Raw genomic sequence first — 26,408 nt, 5'->3', positions numbered from 1 at the left:
AAAAGCATATAAAAGAAGCGATAAGTGCGGATGCAAACTTATCGCTTCTTCCTTTATTTAGAGATTCATTTCTTTAATACGACGCGCTTGATTAACCTTCTCTTCTTTTTCCAATTCTTCACGATCTTCACGATTAGCTTGGTATGGCACACGTTCTTCAGGTTTACGCATTGCATGATGCAAAGGCTCAACCTTACTATTATCTCGATATTCACGATTTGATGATTGAATACTCGCAACCTTATCTCTGCTTGACGTCTTATCGTTCAAATTAGTATCTTTTTGCAAATACTTAGGACGGTTCTTCACTTCATAATAGATACGGCCGATATATTCACCGATGACACCAATGGAAATCAATTGAATACTGCCTAGGAACAGCACAGCAAATATCGTCGAGAAATAACCCGGTGAATCTATACCATTCATCAATATCATCACAAAGTTTACCAACAGATAAATAATACTGATTCCGAAAATGGCAATACCAAAATACAAGATAGTGCGTAGCGGTTTATTGTTAAATGAAATCACACCATCCACGCCATAATCTAATAATTTAAAGAAAGACCATTTCGAATCTCCAGCCGCGCGTTCTTGGTTGTTATATTCAAGCGTTTCAGTCGGATAACCGACCCATGAAAAGAGACCTTTAGAAAAACGTTGTACTTCATCCAATTCTACTAAAGAACGCACAGCACGTTGGCTTAGTAATCTGAAATCACCAACACCGTCTTCAATAGGGACATCGACAAAGCGGTTGATTAATTTATAATAGCATTTGGTCATAAATTTACGTGAGGCTTTTTCTCCATCGCGATTACGCTTTGCAATGACTTGATCTGTACCATCTGCTAAATATTTCTCAATCATTTGTGGAATCAGTTCAGGCGGATGTTGTAAATCACCATCTAAAATAATCACAGCATCAACATCTTGGCTGTTTTCTAATCCGGCAAACATGGCCGCTTCTTTTCCGAAGTTACGACTGAATGAGATATATTTTACTTTTTCATCTTGTTGGCTATATTCTTTTATCATATCGATTGTGCGATCCTTGCTTCCGTCATCTACGAAGAGCAAGTCATAATCGTAATGATGGAGTTCAGAATCTGCAGCTAAAACTTTGGTCAACTCTTTATATGTGTAATTAATAACATCCTCTTCATTGAAACATGGGATTAACATTCTAACTTTACTCATTCTATTACTCCATCCTTTTTAAAAGTTAAGAATTTTAATGAAATATACAAGTTCTTAATTCCTGTATACCCGATTTTACATTAGCAAATTATTTTCACTTATTTTAACTTCCACTGAAAGTATTTGGTCATCATTATAAAAGAAATATTTCTGTATTTCTAATAATCACAGGTTGCTTTACAAAAACTAAACACTTATGAAATGTGGTAGTAAACGGTATATTTCTTATATTGTTATTATCACTGAAAAGTATAAATTCAATGTTAATTTTTTGTATGTTTTCGTGCGATTTTTATCTAATTATTAAAATTTGTATTATACTACTCTTAAAAATATTGATTCGAGGAAACTAAATGAAAATATTTAAATCACTATTTCCGAATTTCTCAGTACAGAAAGTCGGACTTTATATTGTTATTTTATTTTTTGCTATATTAAGTGCACTGATTCCGCTCTCACTAGATGATTATGCGTGGAAATCAGATGTAGGAATCGAACGGATGCACCAATGGTTTCATGATTATAATGGTCGCTACTTAAGCAACTTATTAGAAATCGCTGCTGTTAGGACGCCTATTGTACAGGTTGTAACGATGACTTTCTTTTCAAGTTTATTAATTGTTATGTTACGTCAATTAACTTTTAGAAATTCAAGAAGCATTTCTTATATATTGATTTTATTAGTGGTAATGATGTTGCCTATACCGTTGTTTGCAGAAACATTTGGTTGGGTGGCAGGGTATGTGAATTATGTTACTTCAGCTGTCCTTATGCTATACATTCTTAAAATTTACTTTGAGCAGTATGACAGAAATAGCGCAAATGTTATTCAATTAATATGGTATTTTCTAGTAGGAGTTATCGCTTCATTACTTGTAGAACATGTTACTTTGTATTTAATCGTCATTGCGTTTGGTGCGGTCATATTCTACTTTTACAAGTTCAAAAAATTAAAAATGGTATATTTCGTTTTCCTAATTGCACACTGTGTGGGAGCTGTCATGATGTTTACGAATTCAGCTTACCGCCAAGTGACTGCCGGGAAAGATCACTATCGGAGCGTAGAACAACATACTAGTATGTTGGGGAATATAACGCACCTATATCTTTATAATATTACGCCGTATTTTTTCACTACAAATACACTATTACTTGCACTTTTATTAATGATTGTATGTATTGTTACATATATGCATCGTGGCCAGACATTACCTGTCAATATTGTTTTTATAAGCATTTTATTTATTGGACTTTTGTTCACAATGATCAACCGTACAAATTTAACTCGTATGATTGTTAATGAAACAACTATCGTCATTGCAGGTATTTTATTTTTGTGTCTTATCGTAATTTTCCCTATTTTTATTTGGAAAAATTTACAGTGGTCACATCTTAGTCAACGTATATTCTTTTATTATACTAGTGCTATTTTCTTAACCTTACCGTTTTTTGTGATTACGCCATACAGTGCCCGTTGTGATTTTGCGAGTCAAATTTTCATCATTTTAATACTCTTAGAAATGACGAAATATATACTGCAGAACCTTCATCTTAAATGGCCGTCGAAGTGGAGTAAAAACTTAGCTATCATAGTGATGCTTGCATTAACTTTAAGTTATCTTGCGCCGATATCAGTAAATAAGTATATCGATTACAGTCGTTCAGAAAAGTTATTGCATATGCACCACTTCCCTAAAGAAATTACAATACAAAGAGTACCCTTTGAAGAATTCCATAAAATTGTCAACTTCCCTAATAACTCGTGGATGGTTTCTGCGTACAAAGAAGTTCATAAAGTACCAAGGAATGTAGAAGTGAAAATTAAACCATAATAACAAAAAATCCCGCCTACTCAGACCACATCTGAGAGGCGGGATTTCATTCATCTAGAAATTAGAATTTATGATCATCATGATCTAGAACATCGCTTTGTCCTGATTCATATAAGCCTTTTGGTTTATTGCTTGTATCGATAAAGATATTTTTAACTTGTTGGTAATTTTTTAATGCGCCTTTATAAGTTTCTCTACCGATACCTGATTTTTTATAACCGCCGAATGGTGCACCTTCTGGCACTTGGTTATAAGTGTTGATCCATACACGTCCAGTACGGATAGCACGTGCAATATTTAAAGCACGGTTAATGTTTTGAGAGAACACACCACCAGCTAAACCGTATTCAGAATCGTTAGCAATGCGGATAGCTTCATCGTCGTCTTTAACTTTAATAACAGTTAAGACAGGTCCGAAGATTTCTTCTTGTGCTAATTTGTTATCATTATTGTCTACTAAAATAATTGTCGGTTGGAAGAAATAGCCTTTGCTTAATTCGCCATCAGTAATTCTGTGGCCGCCAGTTAAAATTTCAGCACCTGAATCTTTCGCAAAGTCTAAATAACTTTGGATTTTTTTCATTTGTGCTTCTCCAGTTTGAGAACCCATTTGAATATTTTCATCTGTTGGATCGCCGACTTTAAGGTGACTGAAGACATCTTTCAAACGTTTGATTAATTTATCATAGATATCTTCTTGGACTAATAATCTTGAACCGGCACTGCAAACTTCACCTTGGTTGAACAAGATACCTAATTGAATACCTTCTACAGCTACATCTAAGTTCGCATCGTCTAAAATAATATTGGCTGATTTACCGCCAAGTTCTAAAGTAGCAGGTACAATACGTTTGGCTGCAGCTTCAGCAACTTGATAACCTACATCAGTAGAACCAGTGAATGATAATTTATCAACGCCTTCATGATTGAAGATGGCGTTACCTGATTCTGAACCTTTACCAGTTAAGACATTCACTACACCATCTGGTAATACTTCTTGGAAGATTTTCGCTAATTCAATCAAGCTTAGCGGTGTAGATGATGAGGGTTGGATTACAACTGTATTACCTGCAGCTAAAGCAGGTCCTAATTTCCATGCTGCTAATAGCATTGGGAAGTTCCAGGCAACGACAGCACCCACGACTCCGATAGGTTCATGACGGACGATACTCATCACATCTTCGCTCATATCATTTACAGAACCTTCATCTGTATCTATAACACTTGCAAAGTATTCAAAGTGGCGTGCAGCAAGCGGAACATCAATTGTAGATGTTTCACGAATTGGTTTACCATTATTTAAAGTTTCAATCATCGCAAGACGATCTTTTTGTTCTAAAATTTTGTCACCGATTTTACGTAATAATTTAACACGTTCTTCTTTCGGTGTTTTACCCCAGCTGTCAAATGCAGTTTGTGCAGCTTTAACTGCTTTATCTACATCCTTTTCTCCTGCTTTCGCTACTTTCGTTAATACTTCACCAGTTGCAGGATTTGTCACTTCAAGTGTTTCACCAGAATCACTCGGTACAAATTTACCATTAATAAATAAATCATAACTATCTTGGATATAATCTCTTACATTTACACTCATGCTTAAAGTCCTCCTTTAAGTTCTTTGATTTATATTGGTGCGTTTCTAACCGTTGTATCATTTCAACTGCCAGTCACGCAGTAAAGCTGTTGAAAAGTAAAACGTTTACATCTCTGATTATTATTATCACACACACTTATAATTAGTTCATTTAATGTGCTTGTGAATCATTTACCTAACACCTTAATGAGATAGAATAGCTTTATTCTTTAACATATTTCATTTCTAATTGATGCACTAAATGCTTCAACATCGTATTATTCGGTGTCGGAATTTTTAATTCTTGACCATATGCTTCAATTTGACCATTTAGGTAATCCACTTCAGTTAAACGACCTGAATATAAATCTTGATGCATTGAAGGATGATGCAATCCTTGCGCTTCTACTGGATAAGTTTTCTCGATTTTATTTACGATTGTGTCAAAATTCAAGTCCACACCTCTTGCGGTACCGACATCCACAATTTCTTCAATAATCGGCACAATCATTTCATGCGCTTGATCATATTCCGCAAATTCAGCAATTGTTTTATCTAGAATTGTACATAAAGGATTCAACACACTATTTAATGCTGCTTTATTCCAAACAGAGACCATCACATTATCACTAATCGTCGCATTCAATCCTGCCGCTTCAAAGACCTTTTGAATTTCATACGTGCGTTCTGTCACCTTTCCATCCACACGTTGGAACTCGATGGCACCTGTGCCTTCTAATAACAATTGGCCTGGTCCTCTAAGTCCAGCAGTCCATACAGTCACCGCTAAGTAAACTTGTTCTTCCGGCACGATTTTAGTAAAGCGTTCATCATGTCCTAAACCATTCATTAACGTTAACACAGAAGTATCCGCATTAATCGCACCATACTGCTTCAAGTCGCGCAGCATTTCCTCTGAACGCATCGCCTTCGTTAAGATAATCACTAAATCATAAGCTTCTTTCACTTCATGCGGATAAATCATCGTTGCAGGAACATTATAAGTTTCGGTTTCCGTTTGGATTTCAAATCCATTTTCGTTCACCGCTTCTACATGCGGTTCCCAATAATCAATAAATGTCACGTCGTATCCTGCTTGTTGAATTTGTGTACCGACACGACCGCCCATCGCTCCGGCACCAGCTACTGCTACTTTCATATGTACCTTACTCCTTTGTAATCAGATTTCGGCTTTCTATTTTACCGACACTATATCTATTATTGTACGGCAGAAAGTCAGTTTAGGTCTAGACTATATTTAGAATTTTTAGATAACTTCTTTTGCTTGAAAAAAAAGAGCCGGCTGTCGCGCCGACTCAAGAAAGTCCTCTACTTGATGCCTTCTCTTTCCTCTTGTTTCTTCTTATAGAAATAAATTGGAATACCTAATAAGGTAATCACAATACCGATAACTGCCAAGAGTGTTTGCGTAAAGAGCGTGTTGATCAATACGAAGATTCCTGCCAATAATGCAATGAGCGGAATAATCGGGTAAAGAGGCACTCTATAAGGCCGCTCCATCTCTGGTTCTCTCTTTCTTAAAATCATAACTGCCAAGAAGGACATGGAATAGAAGGTCCAGATGACGAAGACGAGCATATTTGTGATGGTATCGAATGCGCCGAGTGACATCATGACGAATGCGATGATTTGCTGCACAAGTCCTGCTGCCCATGGTGCTTGTCCGGGTGTCAATTTCAAGAAGAAGTTGCGGAATGGTAAGCGGTTGCGTTCTGCCATGGCATACGGTACACGCATTCCTGTCATTAAGTAGCCGTTTAAAGCACCGTAAACGGAAACCATAATACCGATAGTAACGATTTTACCGCCGCCGTCACCAAAGATTTTAACTGAAGCTTCACTGGCCGCGTTTAAGTTGCCGCTGATTTCTGAAATTGGCAGTGTCATTAAGAATGCTGCATTGATGAGTAAATAAACAATCATGACTGCACCTAAACCGATAGTGATCGCACCTGGTAAATCGCGTTTAGGATTTTTCAATTCTCCTGCGATAGTACCGACGTGCATCCAACCGTCGTAAGCAAACATTGTAGCAAGCAATCCTGCACCTAACGCAGTGAAGAAGCCGTGATGTTCACCTGCTTGAAGCGGCAGTAATGAAAAGTCTACATTGCTGTCTTGGAATAATCCTACTACTACGATTAAAATAATTGGTATCAATTTGATCACCAATGTAATAGATTGTAGCATGCCTCCTGCTTTAGAACCTAAGCAGTTAATAAAGTAAATCGATAATGCTGTTAATATCGCTAACGGGACAATCCAACCCGCTTGCATATGGAATAAATTAACTAATTGTGTTGCGAAGACAATCGCTAAGGCTGCGATATTAGCCGGGAAATATATAAATGCTTGAGCCCAGCCTGATAAATAGCCCCAGAAACTGCCATAAGTATATTCAATATATGTGATTAAACCGCCTGTTTCAGGAATTGCTGCTGCCAGTTCAGCTGCAGTGAGTCCTGCACAGATGGTAACAAGTCCGCCTAATAACCAAACAAACATTGCCATACTCGTAGAACCGGTTACTTCCACAACGCTAGATACTTTGAAGAAGACACCTGCTCCGATGACCGTTCCCATGACAATGGAAATGGCTGAGAAGAATCCGAGATTACGTTTCAACTCATTTTGATTACTCATTTTACCTATCCTCCATTCACCGAATATATGATAAGTAACTTGAGAAAGAATGCTATTCTTGCATCAGTTTTCTGCAAAATAAAAAGACTGAGACTGCAACATATATAATAACGATATACGATTGTATCGATTATATGAGTTGCGCTATCCCCAGTCGCTTTTATTAAACTTGCCCCAATTATTCATTGCCATACTGATAAAATAACATTTTATTTGTCTCAGTTACTTTTACCCCTAAAATTCTCTGAATCTTAGCATTCTTATACAGTTTAACGCACAGCAGTGTAATGAGCAACAGAGATTGTGTAAAGCTTCAAAAGAAAAGAAGAAAAATACAGAAGCTGGGACAATATTTCGTCCCAGCTTCTGCTTATTTTTCTTTTCCGTATAATTCTTTTTTGATTTGAGTTGTTGAGATACCTTCTGTACGTTTAAGATAAATCACTTCACATTGGTCTTTTAAGAAGTCGAATTCACCTTCCCAGTCATGACCCATTACAAAAGTATCGACTTCGTATCTATCAACATCTTTCGTTTTTTGTCCCCAATCGTCTTCAGGGATGACTAAATCTACATAACGAATAGACTCTAACATCATTTTGCGTTGGTCATAGCTGTAATAAGATTTTTTATTCTTTATTTTATTAAACTCGTCGCTAGAAAGTGCTACGATTAAATAATCGCCCATTTCTCTTGCTCTACGTAAAAGTTCAATATGTCCATAATGCAGTAAATCATAAGTTCCATAAGTAATTACACGTTTCATTCTTAAATTCTCGCTTTCCTTTAATTATTTATTTTCAATGTCTTTATGAATCATTTCTCCGATATATTCAGAGGCTGTACCTTTCTCAAGAGAACAGAAACGCTCATAAAATGCATTGATGTTAGTTGAATATTCTTCAGCAATTCGGTCCATTTGTTTAAGTCCATCTGCTAATTTAAATGGATCTGTATAAATTGGACCAGGCAAATCATTCATATAATCCATATAAAATCCGCGCAAACCTTTGTCATATTTATCAATATCGTAAGCAAAGAAGAATTGCGGACGTTTTAAAATACCATAATCAAACATTACGGATGAATAATCAGTGATTAACGCATCTGAAATTAAGTAAAGCTCTGAAATATCATTGTAGTTTGAAACATCTACAGCAAATTCTTCATATCCGCTGAGATCCAATGCATTAGCTATAAGATAATGCATACGCAAGAGAAGCACATATTCATCGCCTAACTTTTCCTGTAAATTCTCTAAGTTAATACGCAAATCAAAGAGGTATTGGCCTTTTTTGATAAACTCATCGTCTCTCCAAGTCGGTGCATATAATATCACTTTTTTGTCTTCAGGAATATTGAGTCCTTCTCTGATTGCATTCTTATATTCAGTATCATCGGAACGATTAACTAACACATCATTTCTAGGATAACCTATTTCTAAAATACGTTCTCTATTCATCCAGAATGCTGATTCAAAGATTTCTGTAGAATAACGGTTAGGAGAAATCAAATAATCCCATCTGGAAGTTTCTTCATGGAAGTTACGCTTATAATTAGGTGTCGTGGTGCCAGGCATTCTTACAACTTTCATATCATTTGCTAGACGTTTTAACGGTGTACCGTGCCAAGTCTGGATATAAGTTTGATTTTCTTTTTTATGCAAATATAGCGGCGTTCTAGCATTCGTCACCCAATAATGCGCATCTGAATAAGCTTTATAATATTCTGAAGAACCTCTTTTTACTTTCACAGCATTTCCCGGCACACTATGTTTTTCAGGCTCATTAAATACCCAAATATAATGATATTCAGGATATTTATCCATCATATATTCATAAATATATTTAGGACTGTCACTATAATTTTTACCCCCGAAAGTTTCAAATAGAATAGTTGTATCTGAAACATTTTCAGGTTTATCTTTCAGCTCGTAAATTGAGCGGTTTTTCCTTTTAGAATTAGTGGCAATATTTTTTAGATGTCTTATGGCAGCACGCCCTTTATTTAAAGAGAATGCCTTATCGGATTGGTTGAACATCAACATTACCATTTCTGTTTTGAACAAACCAGAACCTTCTTTTAATAATGCCCATTTTAAGTGTTTCGCTAATTTCTTAAGTGTTTGTCGATGTCTGTCATATCTTTGTTCAATATCTCTACGTGCTGGATCAAAATCCCTTTTAATCTTCGCAATCATCTTATGATTTAAGAAATCTCGAATTTGTTTATTATCTGTTTGGTCTATTTGTTTAAAATAACTTTCCACATATTCTTCAAAGAGTTTATCGAAATCTTGTTCAGATAAAGTTTCAGATTCAAATGGATGATAAACTTCTCCTCTATAATAAAACGGGAAGTTGAAAATTCTTACAAAGCGATTAACATAACGCACATAATCAATTAAAAACGAGCGGTCAATATAAGTATGTAATGCCTCGTCGAATTGAATATTGTGCGCTCTCACGATACTTGTTTTAAAGATTATATTACAAGCTGTATTTTTCCTTAAAAAAGAATTGGGGTTCTTTTTCCCTGTGAGATATTCAATTTTCACTTTATTGTAATCGATAAATTGCGGTTGCTTTAAAGTGAATTTATAAATCGGTGCCACTAAGCCGTCTAAGCCATTTAATTTTTTTAAATAGAAATTGACAGCATAAGAAGCAAGCTGATCATCGGCATCTAAAAACATGAAGTAAGGTGTTTCAACCTGCTCTATCCCTACATTTCTTGCATAGGCATGACCGTGGTTTTCTGTTAAATTAATAATTTTAATGTCGTTATTATAATCTTGCAAAGCTCGATCAAGTAAAGCTTTTGAATTATCTTCAGACCCATCATTTACTATAACGATATCAAAATTTTGATTTCTTTGCTTTTTAAGACTATTGATACATTCTGTGATATATTCTTCTGAGTTGTAATATGTAATAACAATAGTTAAGTCATTCATAATATTATCTCCTCTAGTATTATCTCTTTTATATCATTTGGGAAGAATGGGAGCGGGATATTTTCCCAGCTCCCTTAATTTGTGTATCAGTCTATAATGATAATTTACGGTTTCGAGTTGTCTATTTCTTTAAAGAGTTGTTTAAAGTTTTTTATAGCGGCTTTTTCTGTTAAAGTCTTTTTAGTTTTAACATGTTGAAGCGGATGCTCGATAACCGAAACCATCGCATCAGCAACACCTTGAATATTATCCACTTCTACAATATAGCCATTTTTGCCATTTTCAATAATTTCTCTCGGACCATATTTCACATCGTAAGCAATCACCGGACAACCTTCGTTTATACTTTCCATTACAGTAAGTCCGAAGCCTTCACGTCGGCTTGTCAGCAAGGAAGCCTTTGATTCTCTGAACGCTTCTAAAGGGTTCTCAGTGAAAGCTTCGATAGTTACATCATCCTCGAGATGATAATCTTGAATCAACTTCTCAATAGCCTGGCGTTCCTCTCCGATTCCTGCTCCAAATAAAACTAATTTGGTAGCATAACCTTTATCTTTAAAAATTTTATAAGCTTCTATAATATGCGGAATTTGTTTTTCTGGTGCAAAACGTCCCATATAAATAAAACGATTCTTCTTCTCGCTTTTTGCTGCTTTAGATTTTTCTATAAAATGCGGTATAACAGCAAATTTATCGTCAGGAATATCGAGTTCACTTTGGATATCTTCTTTTTGATGATGTGTAAGGACAATATATTTAAATACTTTATCTGAATTAAATAAAGCTGTTCGATATGAACCTTTAATCTTATTGCCCTCCAAATGTGTATTATGTAAAACCATAATCGGTTTCACTTTTTTATTGCAATCCAATAATGATTTATCTAATAATCTTGCATCATCAAAGACAGTGTCTCCATCTTCAAAAATATGATCAAAGAAATAAGTAAATAAATCTTTTTCATTGTTGAATCCTTTTTCTACACGTCCATTTTTATAGACTAATATAGAGTTTATTCGATTATTTTCATCCTCATTAAAGAATCTCCGACAATAAATATTGCCATCTAAATCATAAAATTGGTCTTCAATTTTCTTATTTAACTTACGCGAAAAATTACTGATTCGATGTAAATAACCATACATATTAAATTCATGACGTTCAATTTTATGTCTCACACCATCCACAAAGTAATCTTCAAATTTAATGATGTCAGATTCTGGAAAGAATTGGCGATACATTAAATACTTGCCAGTATCTTTATCGTAATATCTTATAGCATTCCGTTTTTCGTCTTCTTTCTCTTCATAATTGGAAATTCTAATCGGCTGTGGTTTATAAATTTTTTGTTTCTTAAATTTAGTTTTACGAATGTTATAAACATTATAATCTGAAAGCCATTCATAAAGATTAATGATTGGAATATTGCTTTTCAATAATCCTCTCTCTTCAAACGATTGATAAACATCTCGATAATTCGGATCATAGTTAGTCGTAAGAATTGTTTGCTTTCTCTTTAATTTATCTTGAATAAAATCTATCCGCTTCAAAAGTGCTTTAGTTCTCCCTGCATGGAACTTCGGCAAAGTAGAAGTGATTGTATATATCATATTGATTGTTCCCTTCAATTAATTACTTATTCCAGACTATTTATCTGTATATATGTAATTATTTTCACGCAAACATATCTCATAAAACAAAAATAGTTTAATTTATGTCTATCGTATTTACAAAATTATAACATTTACTTAGTAAAATTCATATTTCGAGGCAAAAAAGGATTGAAGTGAATTCTACATCTCTTCAACCCTTATTTTTAAAAATATATTATTTCAGACAGTATTTTATTTTCAGCTTAATTCATCTAACAATTCTAACCATAGTTTGTTTATCTTTTTCTCATGTTGACGTTTTGTAATTTCTAACGCATTTTTCTGCATTTTTTTGTATTCGTTTTCTGGCATTTGCAGAATTTGAATTACTTTTTCTGCAGCTTGCTTTATTCTATCATTACTTAATTTATCGATTACAAAGCCATCTTTATTTTCTCGAATTATTTCAATTGGTCCATACTTGGTATTATAAGAAACAATTGGAACACCACAAGCAAGCGACTCAAGTAAAGCTAATGGGAAGCCTTCATAGTTAGATGTAGATAAGTATAATTTTGCTTGTTTAAGTCTATCGATAGTATTGTTAACATGCCCTTTTAAAAAGATATTGTCTTTTAATCCTGCATCATCGATTTGTTTTTGAAGTTTTTCTTTATCTGGTCCATAACCGTAAATTTCAAACCTAACTTTAGGTATTTTTTTGACAACCTCTTTCACGATGTCAATCGCTTCAGGTAAGTTTTTAGCATTATGATATCTTGCTAATGAAATAATTAATGGATCTTTATTCTCAGGTAATTTTTCCATGAACTTCGTTAATTTAGGTTGATGATGTGAAATCACCTTTATTTTATCTTCAATGTGTTTGATTTTGTTGATATCTTCTTGTTGCTCTTTAGTTAATACTACTAATTTATCGATTTCATCATTTTCTATACTTTCAAATAAGTCATCTACTGAAGGAGAAAATTTATGAATATCAGTAAATGGTGTATCTAAATGATTATTATGCAGTATATAAATCTTTTTAATGTTGGCACCTTTTATTCTGTTGAACGGTTTTACGTGTTCTCTTTTTTCAATAAATAACAATGGATGAGGGATATCTTTTATAAATTCTTTAAGTACATCTACTCCCATTGATATTTCATCAGTATATTGTCGTTCATTTAAATGACAGAAATAATTTACTGGTCTAAAGTTATCTTTGTGCAAAGATGATGATACCACTGGTTTGCCTTCGTTTGAATATAAAACATTGAATGATGGTTTGTTTCTATCATCCATATAAATTGCTTTTCTTACTTTTCCATTTTGACCATAAATTTCTTTTAAATAACGCTTCCAAGGTGTGGTAAAAACATCTTTGAAATTAGCCGTACCATCCTCATGTAATCTTAAATAGTAATGATATCTTCCCTTTTCATCAAAAACTCTATAAGTATTTTTTTGCTTAGCATCAGCAAAATAAGTATAATTAGGATTTTTCTCATATTTTTGTGTAGAAGAATCTGCATTATTATTCTCATATAAATTATATATTTCTACATTTTCTGCTATATTACCAACTTCTTTATGATATTTACATAGTTCTTGAAATTCAGGATCAAACCCGTATGTGAAAATAATCGCTCTTTTATAAACTTTAGATAACGTATTAATTCGGTGATACGCAGCTTTATGAAGTCCTCCGTTAACTTTCTTAATATTGTGTAAAAATACAATAGGTACTAATTTTTTCATAAATTGATTCCCCTAAGCTTTATTTTAATAATTAATCACTAATTTTGTTGTAAAACATTTGAATTGCAGCATCATTATACTCATTGATATCAAATTCGTGATTATCCTGTACTTCATGATGAGCAAACTTCTCTAATCCCTCGACCAACCCGTCTATTGAATTTTCGACTAGCAAACCATGTGTACCTTCTAGTACACTTCTATTTCCTGTAATATCTGTTGCTATAATAGGTTTTCCGATAGAAAGTGCTTCTAGTAACACCATTGGTTGTCCTTCGTGATTTGAAGAAAGAATGAAACAGTCACAACGTTCTAAATATTGATAAGGGTTATTGACTTGTCCTAATAAATGAACGCATTTTTGTAATCCTAATTCCAAGATAAGTGCTTGTAATTCAGAATATAATACTCCTGACCCTAAAACTTCCAATTGTATATTTATCTTTGGATTATTATCTTTAAATTTTTTAATAGCGTAAAATAACTTGCTATGGTCTTTTTCAGGCGACAAACGGCCAATCGTTACTAATTTAATTCCTTCATCTTTTTTATCTTCAATTTCGACGATTGAAACATCTTTCATTTCTTTTAACAGATAAATTTCTTCAGTTTCATTTGATATGATAAGTTCTCTATTTTGGTTATTCAATTTTGCTAATATATCATTAAAATTAATAATATTATTTACAAAGTCGAACTGATGATAGTGAGCATACTTCTTTAAATTTTTTGCATTAAGTTCTTTAAGTGGTTCAGAAACTGAAAGGATTTTGTCGTAAAATTGATATAGTGAAAATACTCTTGGCAAGATGTATTTATGCTTATATTGCCCCTTTATCTTTTTCTTTGTTTCAGCTAGCAAATCATTGTGTTGATAAATTACTTTTTTATTTATATTTGCAAAAGCAAACATGGCTGTCCAAAATGGTACATAACCGCTAAAGTCTACTGCGATGTCTAAATGAATATCCCCTAGCATTCTTCTAAGTTCTCTATTATAAAAGTTTTTAAAATCTTCTGTTCCTAAAAATCCTCTATAACCTCTTCTTTGAGTAATAAATTGATTTTTACGGTATTCATTAAAAGTAGTATTACTTTGACCAATTCTAAATACTAAATTTGCTCTAGGATTAATTCTCTCCATATTATATTCCATTACACTATTTACTTGGCCTTTGTCTATAACTATCAAATTATACTTATCATAATCGATAGAGTGCGATAAATTGATTGCAGAAGAAGTAATACCGTTTGGCTGAAAGCCTCCGCAATACATAATGATATTTTGTTTACCATTATTTATTTTAAAATAATCTTTCTCTTTACCATCTATAATATTAAACATAATATCGAAATTTAATTGACACAGACGCTGCTCTGTATGCATAAAATAGAGCTCACCCTCTTCGTCAATTTGATAGTACATATTTTCTTTTCCAATAAGATCTGTTTCTTTATCAGACATGATATCTGCTTCATTGAAATTCAACGCTTCATTTTCAATATTTGGAGAGACCAGTAGATAATCTAATTCTTCAATTTCTGAATAATAATTATATACATCCTGATGTGCGACAATATAATAATCAGACAGTACTTCGTCTGCTTTACTTAATATATCACTGAGTTGAGAAGTAGAGTAGATATTATTTAATAGGATGAAGCTTGGATATCTTTTTCTATTCTCTTGTCTAACATAAAAATTGGCATTGCTATATACATGACCTTCAAATATGCCATTGATATTAAATAACGAAGTGTATTTTTCTACTTCGTTTTCTGTTTTGAATAATAAGTGTGATGCTTGGAATAATGAATGTTGGATACGAATTTTTCTTTTATCAAATTGGTTATTATCATCGATTTTCCAAGAGAAATCATCAGAAGTTTGAATTAAAATTTGTCTTTTATCTCTGATAAAGTAAGTAGGTAATATTGTATACGAAATAATATACTTACTTGTTACTAACAAATTTAGAAATGCCGCATCATTAAATCCTATAAAGTTATAATCTTTATACTCGTCAGGTATTTCGTCTATCTCACCTAATTTTTTTATAGCAATATAGATTTTTTTATGTGGATATTTTTGTTTCAAACTCTTTATAAGAATTAATTCTTGCTGAGCCGGCAATTTCTCAATAGCTAACACTATTTGATTTTTCTTTAAAGGTTTATGGTTGAAAAGGTTGGTGAAATCAACAGCATTCTTAAAGTTTTTTTCTCTTTTATATTTAACTATAGGTTTTTCTAATTCTTGTTTTTGTTTAAGCAAAATCTTCTTTAATGAACTTAACTTAGACATTCAATATCTCCACTCTTTCATCAGTTCTTGTTTCTTTGTTGCTAGAAGATACTAAATCATATTTCTTAAAAAGTGGTAAAAATGATTCCCAATTATCAACGTATTCAATATCTAGCTTCAATGTTTTATTAATATAACTTTCATCACAGACTTTTACATCGATGCCATTTTGAAGCGCACAAACTACTTTATAAAAAGCATCCTTTAAATCCTCTAAAACAAAATAAAATTTTGATTTACGAGCAAGATGATATAAATCCGCTTCCTCTTTAAGTACAGGCATTACTATGTCTCTTTCATGTATCTCTTGATTAATTTCATCAATTAAATTATGGCTTACATTTATTAGAATGAGTCTTGCTGCTCTGTCAGATTTATTTTCGTTAAATTTATAATAAAAACTCATTACTTCTTCAATTGATTTATTTGCAACATCTATTAAAATAAAATCTTCATTTAAGATATTCTGTTTAACCATAATATACTGAGTGTTAATAGAATTTGATACTATTGGAATAAAGTAATTATTATATTTCTCTAAGATTGCTGACTTAGCATTCTCTTTTTCAGTTTTACTATAAATAAATTGAATATCTTTGTTATTATTCTTAATTGCTAATGATCCAGCTTCAAAAGAAATAAAGTGTTCAAATCTTCTATTTTCGTTTTTGTTAAAGAAGAATTCATCTTCCTCAATGGACTGTAAATCATTCTTTTCCAAGTATTGAAATTTTAATTTACTGGCAATTGGGAAATTACCTAAAATATTTTTCCAGAACTTATCATTACTTAAGTTATATATCTTATTAATCTCAATATAACCAAGCAATCTATGGATTTCGTTTGTAGAAATTTGCTCTAACTTACTCTGATTCAAATGAACGTTTTGCTGCTCCATTAAAAGCATATATTCAGTCCACAATTCTTTTCCAACATTTAATTTGCCAAATCTAAAGAATAATTTTATACCTATAAGCTGTTTTAATTGATTCTCTTCTTCGTATTTCAACTTATCTTTTGTCAGGACAATAATATTATTCTCTTTTCTAGAAATATTGTTGATGAATGTAATTTTTTTCTCAAAGTCTTTTCCGTTAAACTCGTCTACAAATATAAGTACGTTCTTTTTGATATTACTTATTTTTTTAGCATAATCAAGATTTTGTGTTCCATAAAACAAAGCTTTTATGACTTTATCAGTAGCAGTACCATCTTGCCATTCAACAAATTCATTTACAGCACAACCTTTTAGATTTCCAGGATTCTGCAGTAATTGATTTAATTCTTTTTGACTATTAGCAATATAACAACCTAAATCTTCGAATTTTAAATATGTTCCACGTTCTTTTAAATATTCTTCTTTATCATAAGTATATAAAATGATAGGTTTATTTCTGACATAAAAATCAAAGAAGACACTTGAATAATCAGTTATCAACACATCAATTACAGAAAGTATTTCACACATGTCGATAAAATCTGGAATGAAAATTGCTCCTAATTCCTTGTCATTTTTAAAGAATTTAAATAACAGAGGATGAACTTTCAGAAGAAGTTGATATCCATCTCCTAAATTATTTTGCATGTTTTTTATAATATCTTTGATTTCTTTTTTTATATCTTTTTCTTCCCCTACATTTCCTCTCCATGTAGGCGCATATAAAACCAATTTTTTCTTCGGATTTACTTTAATGTACTTTTTTAATTTTTTAATAATATCTTTTTCTTTAGTCTCAGTGATTAAATCTATTCTAGGATATCCTGTTTCTAAAAACTCTCCCTCATAAATACCTATTAAATTATGAGAAGCTGCCAACTTTTCAGTTGTGAACGCATTAGGAGATAAAATATAATCTGCTTGAATAAAGTTTCTCTGAAGATTTTTAAGCTGATTTAATGGTCCTTTCATATCTTTTCCGAGAGTTTTTAAAGGTGTACCGTGCCAAGTGTTTAAATATATTTGTTCCTTTCTTTTTAAAAAGTAAGGCGGAAAAGAAGTATTATTGATTAAGTATTTTGCAGTAGCTAGGTAATATAAATACCCATCTGAATTTACACTTACAAATTTAACATTTTTAATTTTTTGATAGTCTTTGTATGGTTCTGAATTATTAATAACCCATATATGTTGATAGTCTCTAAACTTTTCATCATGAATTAACTTTTTAAAAATAGCATAAGGATTATCTGTTAGACTTTTCCCATGAAATGTCTCATAAAGAATTGTTTTTGATTCTATTTCCTCATTTTTATAATTATTATAATGTTCTATAATTCTTTGTCCTAAATTTTTCGCTAAAATCTTTTCATATTTACTATCATATGATTGAGAAAGTTCGTATTGAGCTTCATTTAATATCTTTTCTGTCGGCAATTATAACCCTTCTTTCCTAATTCGAAGAACTTCTTTTATTGATCTATGTTTTTTCTAATGTATGCTTTAATTTCATCCTTCATTTCAGGATTATTCAATGCAAAATCAATTGTCGTTTTTATAAAACCAATTTTTTCTCCTACATCATATCTTTGACCATCAAAGTCGTACGCATAGACAGATTCTTCAGTATTCATACGTTCAATGGCATCAGTTAATTGAATTTCTCCGCCTGCACCACGTTCTTGACTTTCCAAGTATTCAAAAATAGATGGAGATAAAACATAACGTCCCATTATAGCTAAATTCAACGGTGCTTTACCGAGTTCGGGTTTTTCCACAAATTGTTTTACTTTATATAAATTGTTTTCTTGAGAAACAGGATTTACAATACCGTATCTATACGTTTGACTTTCTGGAACTGTCTGCACGCCTACAATCGACTTTCCTGTTTTTTCATATTGCTCCATTAATTGTTTTATAGCAGGTTTCTCTGCTTGAACAATATCATCACCTAACAAGACAGCAAACGGCTCGTTGCCAATAAATTGTTTGGCACATAATATTGCATCTCCCAATCCTTTTTGTTCTTTTTGACGAACATAAAATAAATTGACTAACTTTGTGGGGTATTGCGTCTTCTTTAATTTCTCGATTTTCCCTTTGATTTCTAAATTTATTTCTAATTCTTTTTGGTTATCAAAATGATCTTCTATCGCTCTTTTATGTTTACCAGTAATAATAATTACATCTTCTATACCTGCTGCAGATGCCTCTTCCACAATGTATTGAATAGTCGGTTTATCTAATATCGGCAACATTTCTTTTGGCATTGCTTTTGTAGCGGGTAAAAAACGCGTACCTAAACCTGCTGCAGGAATAATTGCTTTTTTTATCATGTTGTTCCCTCCAAGTTATAGTAATTGTGTCGTTGATTTAAACGGTATTATTTATAGTATTTCTAGTTGTTATGACTACCATCTAATTTGGCAGGATAACAAGAATTTTCTAGAACACTAAAACCTTATAATTAATATACTACATTAACTTTTTAAATAAAAGATTAACTTTCTTACCATCGATAAATCATTTTCATTTAATAAAATATAAATATTTTTTATAAATAAACGCATTCCTTTTATTTGCAGATAGCAAATAAACGTAAAAATATCCAATAAAAAAACGCACTCGCTCTCGCAAGTACGTCTCCTCTATATTCATCTTTTTTTATCTGAATTCGCTCTCGACCGCTTCCACTACTTCTCCAAAGTCTTTCCCAGTCGAAATATTGACGCTTGCCAAGAAACTGCCTTCTACTATCGGTGCTTCAACTTTTTCAACACGGTAGTCGCCTTCATACATTTCAATTGCCATATCCAAGTTCATTTCTGCTGAGCCTAAATCATAGAAGCACAAGGCATCATCTTTCAATCCTTCAATAGCTTGTTGTATCGGCTCAAATGAAGTTCCAATTGTACCGTCACTGCCACCGACTGGAATCACTTCAACACCTTCTGTCATTTGCGCAATCAGCTTCTGTATACCTTCCGCAATTTCTTCACTATGACTTACGACAATAATAGAGGTCATGGCTATTCATCTCCAATCAGAGCATTTAAAATATAGACACTGCTTTGTGCACCTGGATCGGTATGTTCACGAGATGCTTCTTTATAGTAAGCAGCACGGCCTTTCGTTGCTACCATATGATACGTTTCATCTGCTAGTTGTTGTAGATACGATATGTCAACGGTTTCTCCTGAGGCCACCGCTTCTCTTGCAGGTTCAATCACATCATACATCGTTTTTTCATTCAGCTTTACTTTTCCACGCTGAGCTACAGCATCTGAAAATGCTTGCAGCAGCTGAGGTAAGTTTTCTTCTGTAATTTCATCTTCAGCCACTTGTGCCATTTTGACAAATCCAAAGCCGTATAATGGGCCAGAAGCGCCTCCAACTTTAGACATCAATGTCATGCCTGTCGTTTTCAATACATCTGGCACGCTCTCTACATTTTCAAGTGCATCGGCCAAAGCATTGAAGCCTCTTACCATATTGACCCCATGATCACCGTCTCCTATTTCACGGTCTAACTCTGTTAAAGTATCTTCTCTTTCTTCAAAAGTTTCTTGTAAATTCAATAATCGTTTTTTCAGTGTTAAGCCATCCATCACGATTTCCCCCTTGTGTCATTATCCAAAATACTTACTCGCTGTCGGTGCTTCAAGTGCTTTAAATATTTCTGCATCATTCGGTACGAGCGTTAATGAAAATCCTTGCATATCTAAGGAAGTCATATAATCTCCAACAAACCAATCTACCACTGCAATATCATGATCGGCTAAGGTTTTGTTGATGTATTTCGCCGCAATATTCAACTCAGAAAGCGGTGTGCCTCCCATGCCGTTGACCATTGCAATCACTTCAGAAGCTGAAACTTCTTTTTGTAAAGTCTGTACTAATTCTTCTGCGATTTTAGCAACTGGTTTAATAATTTCGCGCTTCAATCCGCGCTCCCCATGAATTCCGATGCCGACTTCAATTTCATCTCCTGCCAAATCAAAGCCTAATTGTCCTGTAGAAGGTACAAGCGGCGGTGTCAAAGCCATTCCGATAGTGCGCATACCATCAAGCAGATGTTCCACCTTTTCTACAATCTGTTCTAAATCTATCCCTTGTTCTGATAAATAACCGGCATATTTATGGACAAAGACGGTACCTGCTACGCCACGACGTAATTCTTCATCTTCAACTGCAATATCATCGCGTACAATAACTTTGCCGACTTTAATGTCTTCCATTTCCGCCATCTCTTGTGCCATCTCAAAATTCATGACATCTCCGGAATAATTCTTAATAATCAACAATACGCCGTCACCTGTATCGACTGCTTTAATGGCTTCTAGAATCTTATCAGGTGTAGGCGAAGTGAAAATTTCACCACAGACGGCCGCATCTAACATACCTTGGGCCACATAACCTGCATGTGCAGGCTCATGACCGCTTCCACCTCCGGAAACCAGCGCTACCCCTTTCTCTTTCTTATTCTTTCTTACCACCACTGACTCCGCAATGATGTCAGTTTCTGGATTAGCTAATACAAAACCATCTAACATATCCGATAAAATTGTCGTCTTTTCTTGTATCAATTTCTTCATTTCTCTCACCCTTTGTATGAAGTTATCTCGAATACTGCTGATTTACTGCTTATTTATTCTTTACACTTCTATTATATCTTTTGTATTCGTTGAATTCATGTCATAGCTGAGATTTCAAATCAATTTGGTCGTTCAATCAAAGAGAACCGCTGTCAAAAACTTCATATTTTATATGATATAATGAGAGTAAGATATAAATTTATTAAATACGGAGGTGCGCAATGATTAATACTCAATTGAAACATCCACGTATTAAGTTAGCTTGCGATTTAATTGCGATTGCTTGTATCATCGGTGTCCTTGCCATTTTAGCATTTGGATTCTATGCGAATTTCCAAAGTACTGGCGAATTTAAACTAGGTATCACTATCGAAAGCACACCGCAAATTTTGACCCTTTCAGCTTTAATTATTATTTGTATTGCTTGTGATATTCTGAGTTACTTTTTGAAAAAGCAAAAGAAATCTATGATATAAAAAATAGGAGCTTGGACATTATTGTCTCGGCTCCTATTTCTGTTCTGCTCACTTTATCTTCTTTACATACATAGACTTCAAGCCGATTTGGCCAAAGCCCGGAATCTTGCAATCAATATCATGTCCATCTTCAGGATCTACTAAACGAATCCCTTTGACTTTCGTGCCTTGCTTAATCACAGATGAGGCACCTTTAACTTTCAAATCTTTAATCACCGTAACCGTGTCGCCATCAGCCAATTCCTGACCGTTGGCATCGCGTACCTTTAATGCTTCTTCCGCTTCCTCAACTGAATCTTGTGTCCATTCATGCGCACACATCGGGCACACAAATAATGCGCCGTCCAAATACGTATACTCCGAACCGCAGCTCGGGCAATTAGGTAAAGTTTGTTCCATTGTCTCCTCCTGATGCTTAATAACCTACTCAATTTACCATGCTTTGATGGAAAAAGAAAGCTTGGGAAAGCTGCTAGATTTGAAAGATTCCTAGAACTGAAAGTAGATATTGAAATAGATGTCTTGTTATTTGGTAAATGCACGTGTCTGAATTCCTTTTTCATCTAACCAATCTTCAATTTGCTTTTGTTGTTTGCCGTTTACCACGTCACTATCTGACCCTATATCACCGATTTCTTTGATAGAAACTTTTCCGTCTTTAGAATTTTCCATAACTGTATCAATCTTCTCTTCCATATCTCTTAAATACTGATTAGAAGTGGTAATATAACGACTGATTTTGTGAGTATTTCTATCATAGCCCTTTGGCAATTTGTTTTGATTAATGTAATCTGCAAAATTATTGTCATTTTTATCTGTCAGTTTTCCAGCTTGTTTGATATGGTTTGCTTCTTCTTTGCTTAACCCTTTTTCTGAATACATGGCATCTTGATAATGCTCAGAAATCTTAGTTAAGTCATGATCTGCATTGAGATATTGTTGAATATCTCGCTTCATTTCTGCTTCACTGATAGTTTTATTCTTAGCTTTTTTAGCAAAGATTTCGGGATGTAAATTAATTTTAGACGCGTCTTTTTCAGTCGGCTGCTTTTGTGTTACTTTTTTCTCTGGCTTATCTTTATGCTCCGCTTCTTTATCTCCAGACATAGAGCATGCTGATAATATACACCCGCAAGCCAATAACATAATCATGATGCGTTTCATCTCTGTTTCTCCCTCTCCCAATTAATGTATTCTTTCTTCCCATACCCTGTTTAATTCTTTTGAAAATCAATTTCACATATTCATCAAAATTTAGCTTAATCGTTGTGAAGTAATATTTAAAACGCTTTCATTTTCAATATATTAAGAAAATTTAAAAATCAGACTACTCAATGAATAAATTTAGTGTATAATACTTCATTATATACATTCTATTCCGTGCAATATAAATGGGGATTTGATGAAATATAGCATATATTAATAAGATTGTATGCCATCTTTTTCCATCAACATCGAGAGGAGACATATTATGGAAAACAACGATTTAAAACGCAGTATGAGTAACCGACACATTCAATTGATTGCCATTGGGGGCGCAATCGGTACTGGATTATTCTTGGGGGCAGGGAAAAGTATTGCGTTAGCCGGGCCTTCCATTTTACTTGCCTATATCATCATCGGTTTCTTTTTATTCATCATGATGCGCGCATTAGGCGAATTATTACTGTCTAACAGCAACTACAATTCATTTATCGATATCGCTGATGATTATCTTGGACATATGGCCGGCTTCTTTACAGGATGGACATATTGGTTCTGTTGGGTGGCTACAGGGATTGCTGATATCACGGCTGTAACGAAGTATATCAACTTCTGGTGGCCGAGCGTACCGCCTTATCTGACAGCGATTATCACAGTTATCTTACTTTTAGGTCTGAACTTAATGACAGTCAAAGCATATGGTGAAATTGAATTCTGGTTTGCGATTATTAAAGTTATTGCGATTTTATTCTTAATTGTGATTGGTTTATGGATGATTTTCACCGGCTTTACTTCTGCTAACCATATTAAGAGCGGTTTCAGCAATCTTTATTCACATGGAGGATTTTTCCCGAACGGTATGATGGGCTTCTTACTCGCCTTTCAAATGGCCGTCTTCAGCTTTGTAGGAATTGAACTCGTCGGTGTAACCGCACGTGAAACAAAGGATCCTGAAAAGAACTTGCCGAAAGCAATTAATAGCGTCGGAATTCGTATCATCATTTTCTATGTTATTAGTTTGATGGTGATTATGAGTATTACACCTTGGAATAAACTGGATCCGAATGAAAGTCCATTTGTTAATTTATTCGTACTTGCAGGTATTCCAGCAGCTGCCGGTATTGTTAACTTTGTTGTACTGACTTCAGCATCCAGTGCAGCGAACAGCGGCTTGTTCAGTAACAGCCGTATGGTTTATGGCCTTGCTGTTTCTAAGAGTGCACCAAGTTCACTCGGTAAAGCCAATCGTCACGGCGTACCGTACAATGCCTTAATATTCTCAGGGGTCGTTTTATTCTTGGCAGCACTTCTGAACTATATTATTCCAGATACAGTATTTACGGTGGTTACTACTGTAGCAACAATATTCTTCATCTTTATTTGGACTATTATCTTAGTCTGCTACATTAAATATCGTAAGCAACATCCAGAGTTGCATGCACAATCTAAGTTTAAAAACTTCTTCGGAGTTATCGGTTCTTATAGCACGCTTGTATTCTTCGCAATCGTGATTGTGATTCTGTTCTTAGCTGAAGATACGCGTGTAGCGTTGTACTTTTCACCATTCTGGTTGCTCTTACTTTATGTTGCATATCGATTTGGCGGCTTTAAAAACCGTGCTTTGAAAAAGTAAAGAATTAGAGATAAAAGCTTTCTTTTTTCCATTAGAAAAGCCGGAGCAGTTCAATACTGTTCCGGCTTCTTTATGATTTAAAACTTCGACTCAACAAGTTTAGTTCAAGCGAGTTGGTGTGTCGCCTGTGTTAATTACGTTCAATGCAGCGTTTAAGCCGCCTTCAACCAAGTTACGTACCGCTTCATCTGAGAAGAATGCGATATGTGGTGTCAATTGAATTCTTTCATTTTCGATTAAGCGTTTGAATGTGTCGTCTTCTAATTCTTTACCAGACCAATCGAAAGTGAAGTATGGCATTTCAAATTCATACGTATCCACTGCAGCACCTAGTAATTTACCGCTGTCTACAGCATCAATCATTGCTTCAGTATCAACCATTGCACCACGTGCAGCATTAACTAATACAGCACCGTCTTTGAATTTATCAAACAATTCTTTATTGAATGCATGATGGTTTTCTTTAGTAGCTGGCATATGCAATGATACGATATCTGCGTCTTTAACCGCTTCTTCAATTGAATCTTTATATTCTAAGAAATCTAATGAATCATTAGGATATAAGTCATAACCTACAACTTTCGCACCGAAACCTGCAAATAATTCACCAGTCAAAGCACCGATACGGCCTGTTCCGATGATAGCAACTGTCATATTTTTCACTGGTTTAGACATAATTGGTGCTTCCCATGTGAAGTTGTAATCTTGAACACGTTTTTCAATTTGTGGGAAGTGACGTACAAGGTTCAATGCAGCCGCTACTGCGTATTCAGCAATTGTTTCTGGAGAGTAGCTAGGAACATTTGATACGATGATGCCGTGTTTCTTAGCTAAATCTAAGTCGTACATATCAAATCCTGCAGTACGTTGCGCGATTTGTTTGATTCCCATTTCTTCTAACTTAGGATAAGCTTCAGGTTCAAGTTTGCCGAATTGCATTGTTGTAACCCCGTCAAATCCTTCAAGTTGATCTAAAGTGTCATAGCTTAAAAAGTCGTCTGAAAATGAAACTTCCACATCATTTTCCTTAGCCCAATTTAAAGCCATGTCTTTTTCATAATCGCGTGTACCAAAAAACTTAATTCTTGTCATAATTACTCCCTCGATTCTAAAAAATTAATGTAATTGAATAAATCTTATCTCACTTGTTATTTTATGTGAATATATTCACATAGTCAAGAGGATAAGCTTAATTCTGAATTCTCTGTTATTTCATTATAGCGCTTTCTAAAGCGTTTTACTATAATATTATCTTGTATTTTAATATCCTCTTCATATCCTACTATAAGTATAGTATTGTCGAATAGATAAAGACGGCTTTAAAACAAGTGTTTCCCCACCTGTTTCAAAGCCGTCTGAGCTTTACTTATTGCAAGAACCAGTAATCTTCTTTCTCACCTTTTAAATAGGTATAGGGCGCTGGTTCTTTACCATGTTTGCGAATGTCATGATTAATTTCGTCGCGTACATCCCACACGAGATGGATAAATCTTTGTAACTTTGCACCGAATTTAGGTGCTTTCATTGCTAGAATGTGATCAATGTCTTCAACTGAAACATTTAAAGTATCTGCTAAATCTGCTTTGCTTAATGTTGATTTTTCAAAGTGTGCTTTGAGTTCCTCACTGGTTATTGCGCGTTGTTCTTTATTTAATGACACCTGGCATCACTCCTT

The 26,408-nt window shown here is 33.8% G+C and carries 21 protein-coding genes; 3 read left to right on the top strand and 18 right to left on the bottom strand.

Features of this window, described 5'->3' with window-relative positions; genetic code table 11:
- Positions 1 to 57: 57 nt before the first annotated feature.
- Complete coding sequence (locus tag CKV71_RS02130) at positions 58 to 1,203, bottom strand: glycosyltransferase (RefSeq protein ID WP_095103330.1); 1,146 nt, start codon at positions 1,201 to 1,203, stop codon at positions 58 to 60.
- Positions 1,204 to 1,556: 353 nt separating this feature from the next.
- Here CKV71_RS02130 and CKV71_RS02125 point away from each other — a divergent pair, with 353 nt between their 5' ends.
- Positions 1,557 to 3,035: a DUF6056 family protein gene (locus tag CKV71_RS02125; protein WP_095103328.1), complete on the top strand. Its 1,479-nt coding sequence runs from the start codon at positions 1,557 to 1,559 to the stop codon at positions 3,033 to 3,035.
- Between the two features lie 61 nt (positions 3,036 to 3,096).
- On the opposite strand, the gene CKV71_RS02120 is transcribed toward CKV71_RS02125, so the two are convergent.
- From CKV71_RS02120 to dhaK, 13 genes are all read right to left on the bottom strand, one after another.
- The gene (locus tag CKV71_RS02120) at positions 3,097 to 4,629 is read right to left on the bottom strand and encodes an aldehyde dehydrogenase family protein (RefSeq protein WP_095103326.1); all 1,533 of its coding nucleotides are present in this window, start codon (positions 4,627 to 4,629) and stop codon (positions 3,097 to 3,099) included.
- A gap of 202 nt (positions 4,630 to 4,831) precedes the next feature.
- Positions 4,832 to 5,767, bottom strand: a complete 936-nt coding sequence (locus CKV71_RS02115) for a ketopantoate reductase family protein (RefSeq protein ID WP_095103323.1) — start codon at positions 5,765 to 5,767, stop codon at positions 4,832 to 4,834.
- Between the two features lie 170 nt (positions 5,768 to 5,937).
- A complete protein-coding gene (locus CKV71_RS02110; protein WP_095103318.1) occupies positions 5,938 to 7,272 on the bottom strand; it encodes an APC family permease in 1,335 nt (444 codons plus the stop codon).
- Positions 7,273 to 7,642: 370 nt separating this feature from the next.
- Complete coding sequence (tagD, locus tag CKV71_RS02105) at positions 7,643 to 8,038, bottom strand: glycerol-3-phosphate cytidylyltransferase (protein WP_095103316.1); 396 nt, start codon at positions 8,036 to 8,038, stop codon at positions 7,643 to 7,645.
- A gap of 24 nt (positions 8,039 to 8,062) precedes the next feature.
- Positions 8,063 to 10,228 (bottom strand): bifunctional glycosyltransferase/CDP-glycerol:glycerophosphate glycerophosphotransferase, encoded by a 2,166-nt coding sequence (locus CKV71_RS02100; RefSeq protein ID WP_095103314.1) that lies wholly within the window; start codon positions 10,226 to 10,228, stop codon positions 8,063 to 8,065.
- Positions 10,229 to 10,332: 104 nt separating this feature from the next.
- Positions 10,333 to 11,838 (bottom strand): glycosyltransferase, encoded by a 1,506-nt coding sequence (locus CKV71_RS02095; protein ID WP_095103312.1) that lies wholly within the window; start codon positions 11,836 to 11,838, stop codon positions 10,333 to 10,335.
- A gap of 240 nt (positions 11,839 to 12,078) precedes the next feature.
- Complete coding sequence (locus CKV71_RS02090) at positions 12,079 to 13,584, bottom strand: glycosyltransferase (protein ID WP_095103310.1); 1,506 nt, start codon at positions 13,582 to 13,584, stop codon at positions 12,079 to 12,081.
- A 31-nt stretch (positions 13,585 to 13,615) separates the two neighbouring features.
- Positions 13,616 to 15,889, bottom strand: coding sequence for a glycosyltransferase (locus tag CKV71_RS02085; protein ID WP_095103308.1), 2,274 nt, complete (start codon positions 15,887 to 15,889; stop codon positions 13,616 to 13,618).
- Positions 15,882 to 18,263 carry a CDP-glycerol glycerophosphotransferase family protein gene (locus CKV71_RS02080; RefSeq protein WP_095103306.1) on the bottom strand — a complete coding sequence of 794 codons (2,382 nt, stop codon included), beginning with the start codon at positions 18,261 to 18,263 and terminating at the stop codon, positions 15,882 to 15,884. The genes CKV71_RS02085 and CKV71_RS02080 overlap by 8 nt, the downstream gene beginning before the upstream one ends.
- A 35-nt stretch (positions 18,264 to 18,298) precedes the next feature.
- Positions 18,299 to 19,162 (bottom strand): UTP--glucose-1-phosphate uridylyltransferase GalU, encoded by an 864-nt coding sequence (gene galU / locus CKV71_RS02075; protein WP_095103305.1) that lies wholly within the window; start codon positions 19,160 to 19,162, stop codon positions 18,299 to 18,301.
- 328 nt (positions 19,163 to 19,490) lie between these two features.
- Complete coding sequence (gene dhaM, locus CKV71_RS02070) at positions 19,491 to 19,853, bottom strand: dihydroxyacetone kinase phosphoryl donor subunit DhaM (RefSeq protein ID WP_095103303.1); 363 nt, start codon at positions 19,851 to 19,853, stop codon at positions 19,491 to 19,493.
- Between the two features lie 2 nt (positions 19,854 to 19,855).
- The gene (gene dhaL, locus CKV71_RS02065) at positions 19,856 to 20,434 is read right to left on the bottom strand and encodes a dihydroxyacetone kinase subunit DhaL (protein WP_095103301.1); all 579 of its coding nucleotides are present in this window, start codon (positions 20,432 to 20,434) and stop codon (positions 19,856 to 19,858) included.
- A gap of 21 nt (positions 20,435 to 20,455) precedes the next feature.
- Complete coding sequence (gene dhaK, locus CKV71_RS02060) at positions 20,456 to 21,421, bottom strand: dihydroxyacetone kinase subunit DhaK (RefSeq protein WP_095103299.1); 966 nt, start codon at positions 21,419 to 21,421, stop codon at positions 20,456 to 20,458.
- Between the two features lie 221 nt (positions 21,422 to 21,642).
- Between dhaK and CKV71_RS02055 the strand changes: the two genes are divergently transcribed.
- Entirely contained in the window at positions 21,643 to 21,897 is a 255-nt protein-coding gene (locus CKV71_RS02055) for a hypothetical protein (protein WP_095103297.1), read from the top strand.
- 48 nt (positions 21,898 to 21,945) lie between these two features.
- Here the strand turns inward: CKV71_RS02055 and CKV71_RS02050 are convergent, their stop codons facing one another.
- Both CKV71_RS02050 and CKV71_RS02045 read right to left on the bottom strand, forming a co-directional pair.
- Complete coding sequence (locus CKV71_RS02050; protein WP_095103295.1) at positions 21,946 to 22,296, bottom strand: zinc ribbon domain-containing protein YjdM; 351 nt, start codon at positions 22,294 to 22,296, stop codon at positions 21,946 to 21,948.
- Between the two features lie 126 nt (positions 22,297 to 22,422).
- Positions 22,423 to 23,061, bottom strand: coding sequence for an NDxxF motif lipoprotein (locus tag CKV71_RS02045; protein ID WP_095103293.1), 639 nt, complete (start codon positions 23,059 to 23,061; stop codon positions 22,423 to 22,425).
- A 307-nt stretch (positions 23,062 to 23,368) separates the two neighbouring features.
- On the opposite strand from CKV71_RS02045, the gene CKV71_RS02040 reads away from it, so the two are divergent.
- A complete protein-coding gene (locus tag CKV71_RS02040) occupies positions 23,369 to 24,733 on the top strand; it encodes an amino acid permease (RefSeq protein ID WP_095103291.1) in 1,365 nt (454 codons plus the stop codon).
- A gap of 99 nt (positions 24,734 to 24,832) precedes the next feature.
- Here CKV71_RS02040 and CKV71_RS02035 read toward each other — a convergent pair whose 3' ends face one another.
- Together CKV71_RS02035 and CKV71_RS02030 are read right to left on the bottom strand one after the other, a co-directional pair.
- Positions 24,833 to 25,825 (bottom strand): D-lactate dehydrogenase, encoded by a 993-nt coding sequence (locus CKV71_RS02035; RefSeq protein WP_095103289.1) that lies wholly within the window; start codon positions 25,823 to 25,825, stop codon positions 24,833 to 24,835.
- Positions 25,826 to 26,099: 274 nt separating this feature from the next.
- Entirely contained in the window at positions 26,100 to 26,393 is a 294-nt protein-coding gene (locus CKV71_RS02030; RefSeq protein ID WP_095103287.1) for a DUF2316 family protein, read from the bottom strand.
- Between the last annotated feature and the right edge of the window lie 15 nt (positions 26,394 to 26,408).

Origin of the sequence: Staphylococcus piscifermentans, assembly GCF_900186985.1 — a bacterium.
Lineage (GTDB): Bacteria > Bacillota > Bacilli > Staphylococcales > Staphylococcaceae > Staphylococcus > Staphylococcus piscifermentans.
The sequence above is the reverse complement of the archived record's forward strand: the minus strand, read 5'-3'. Positions and strand labels throughout refer to the sequence as shown.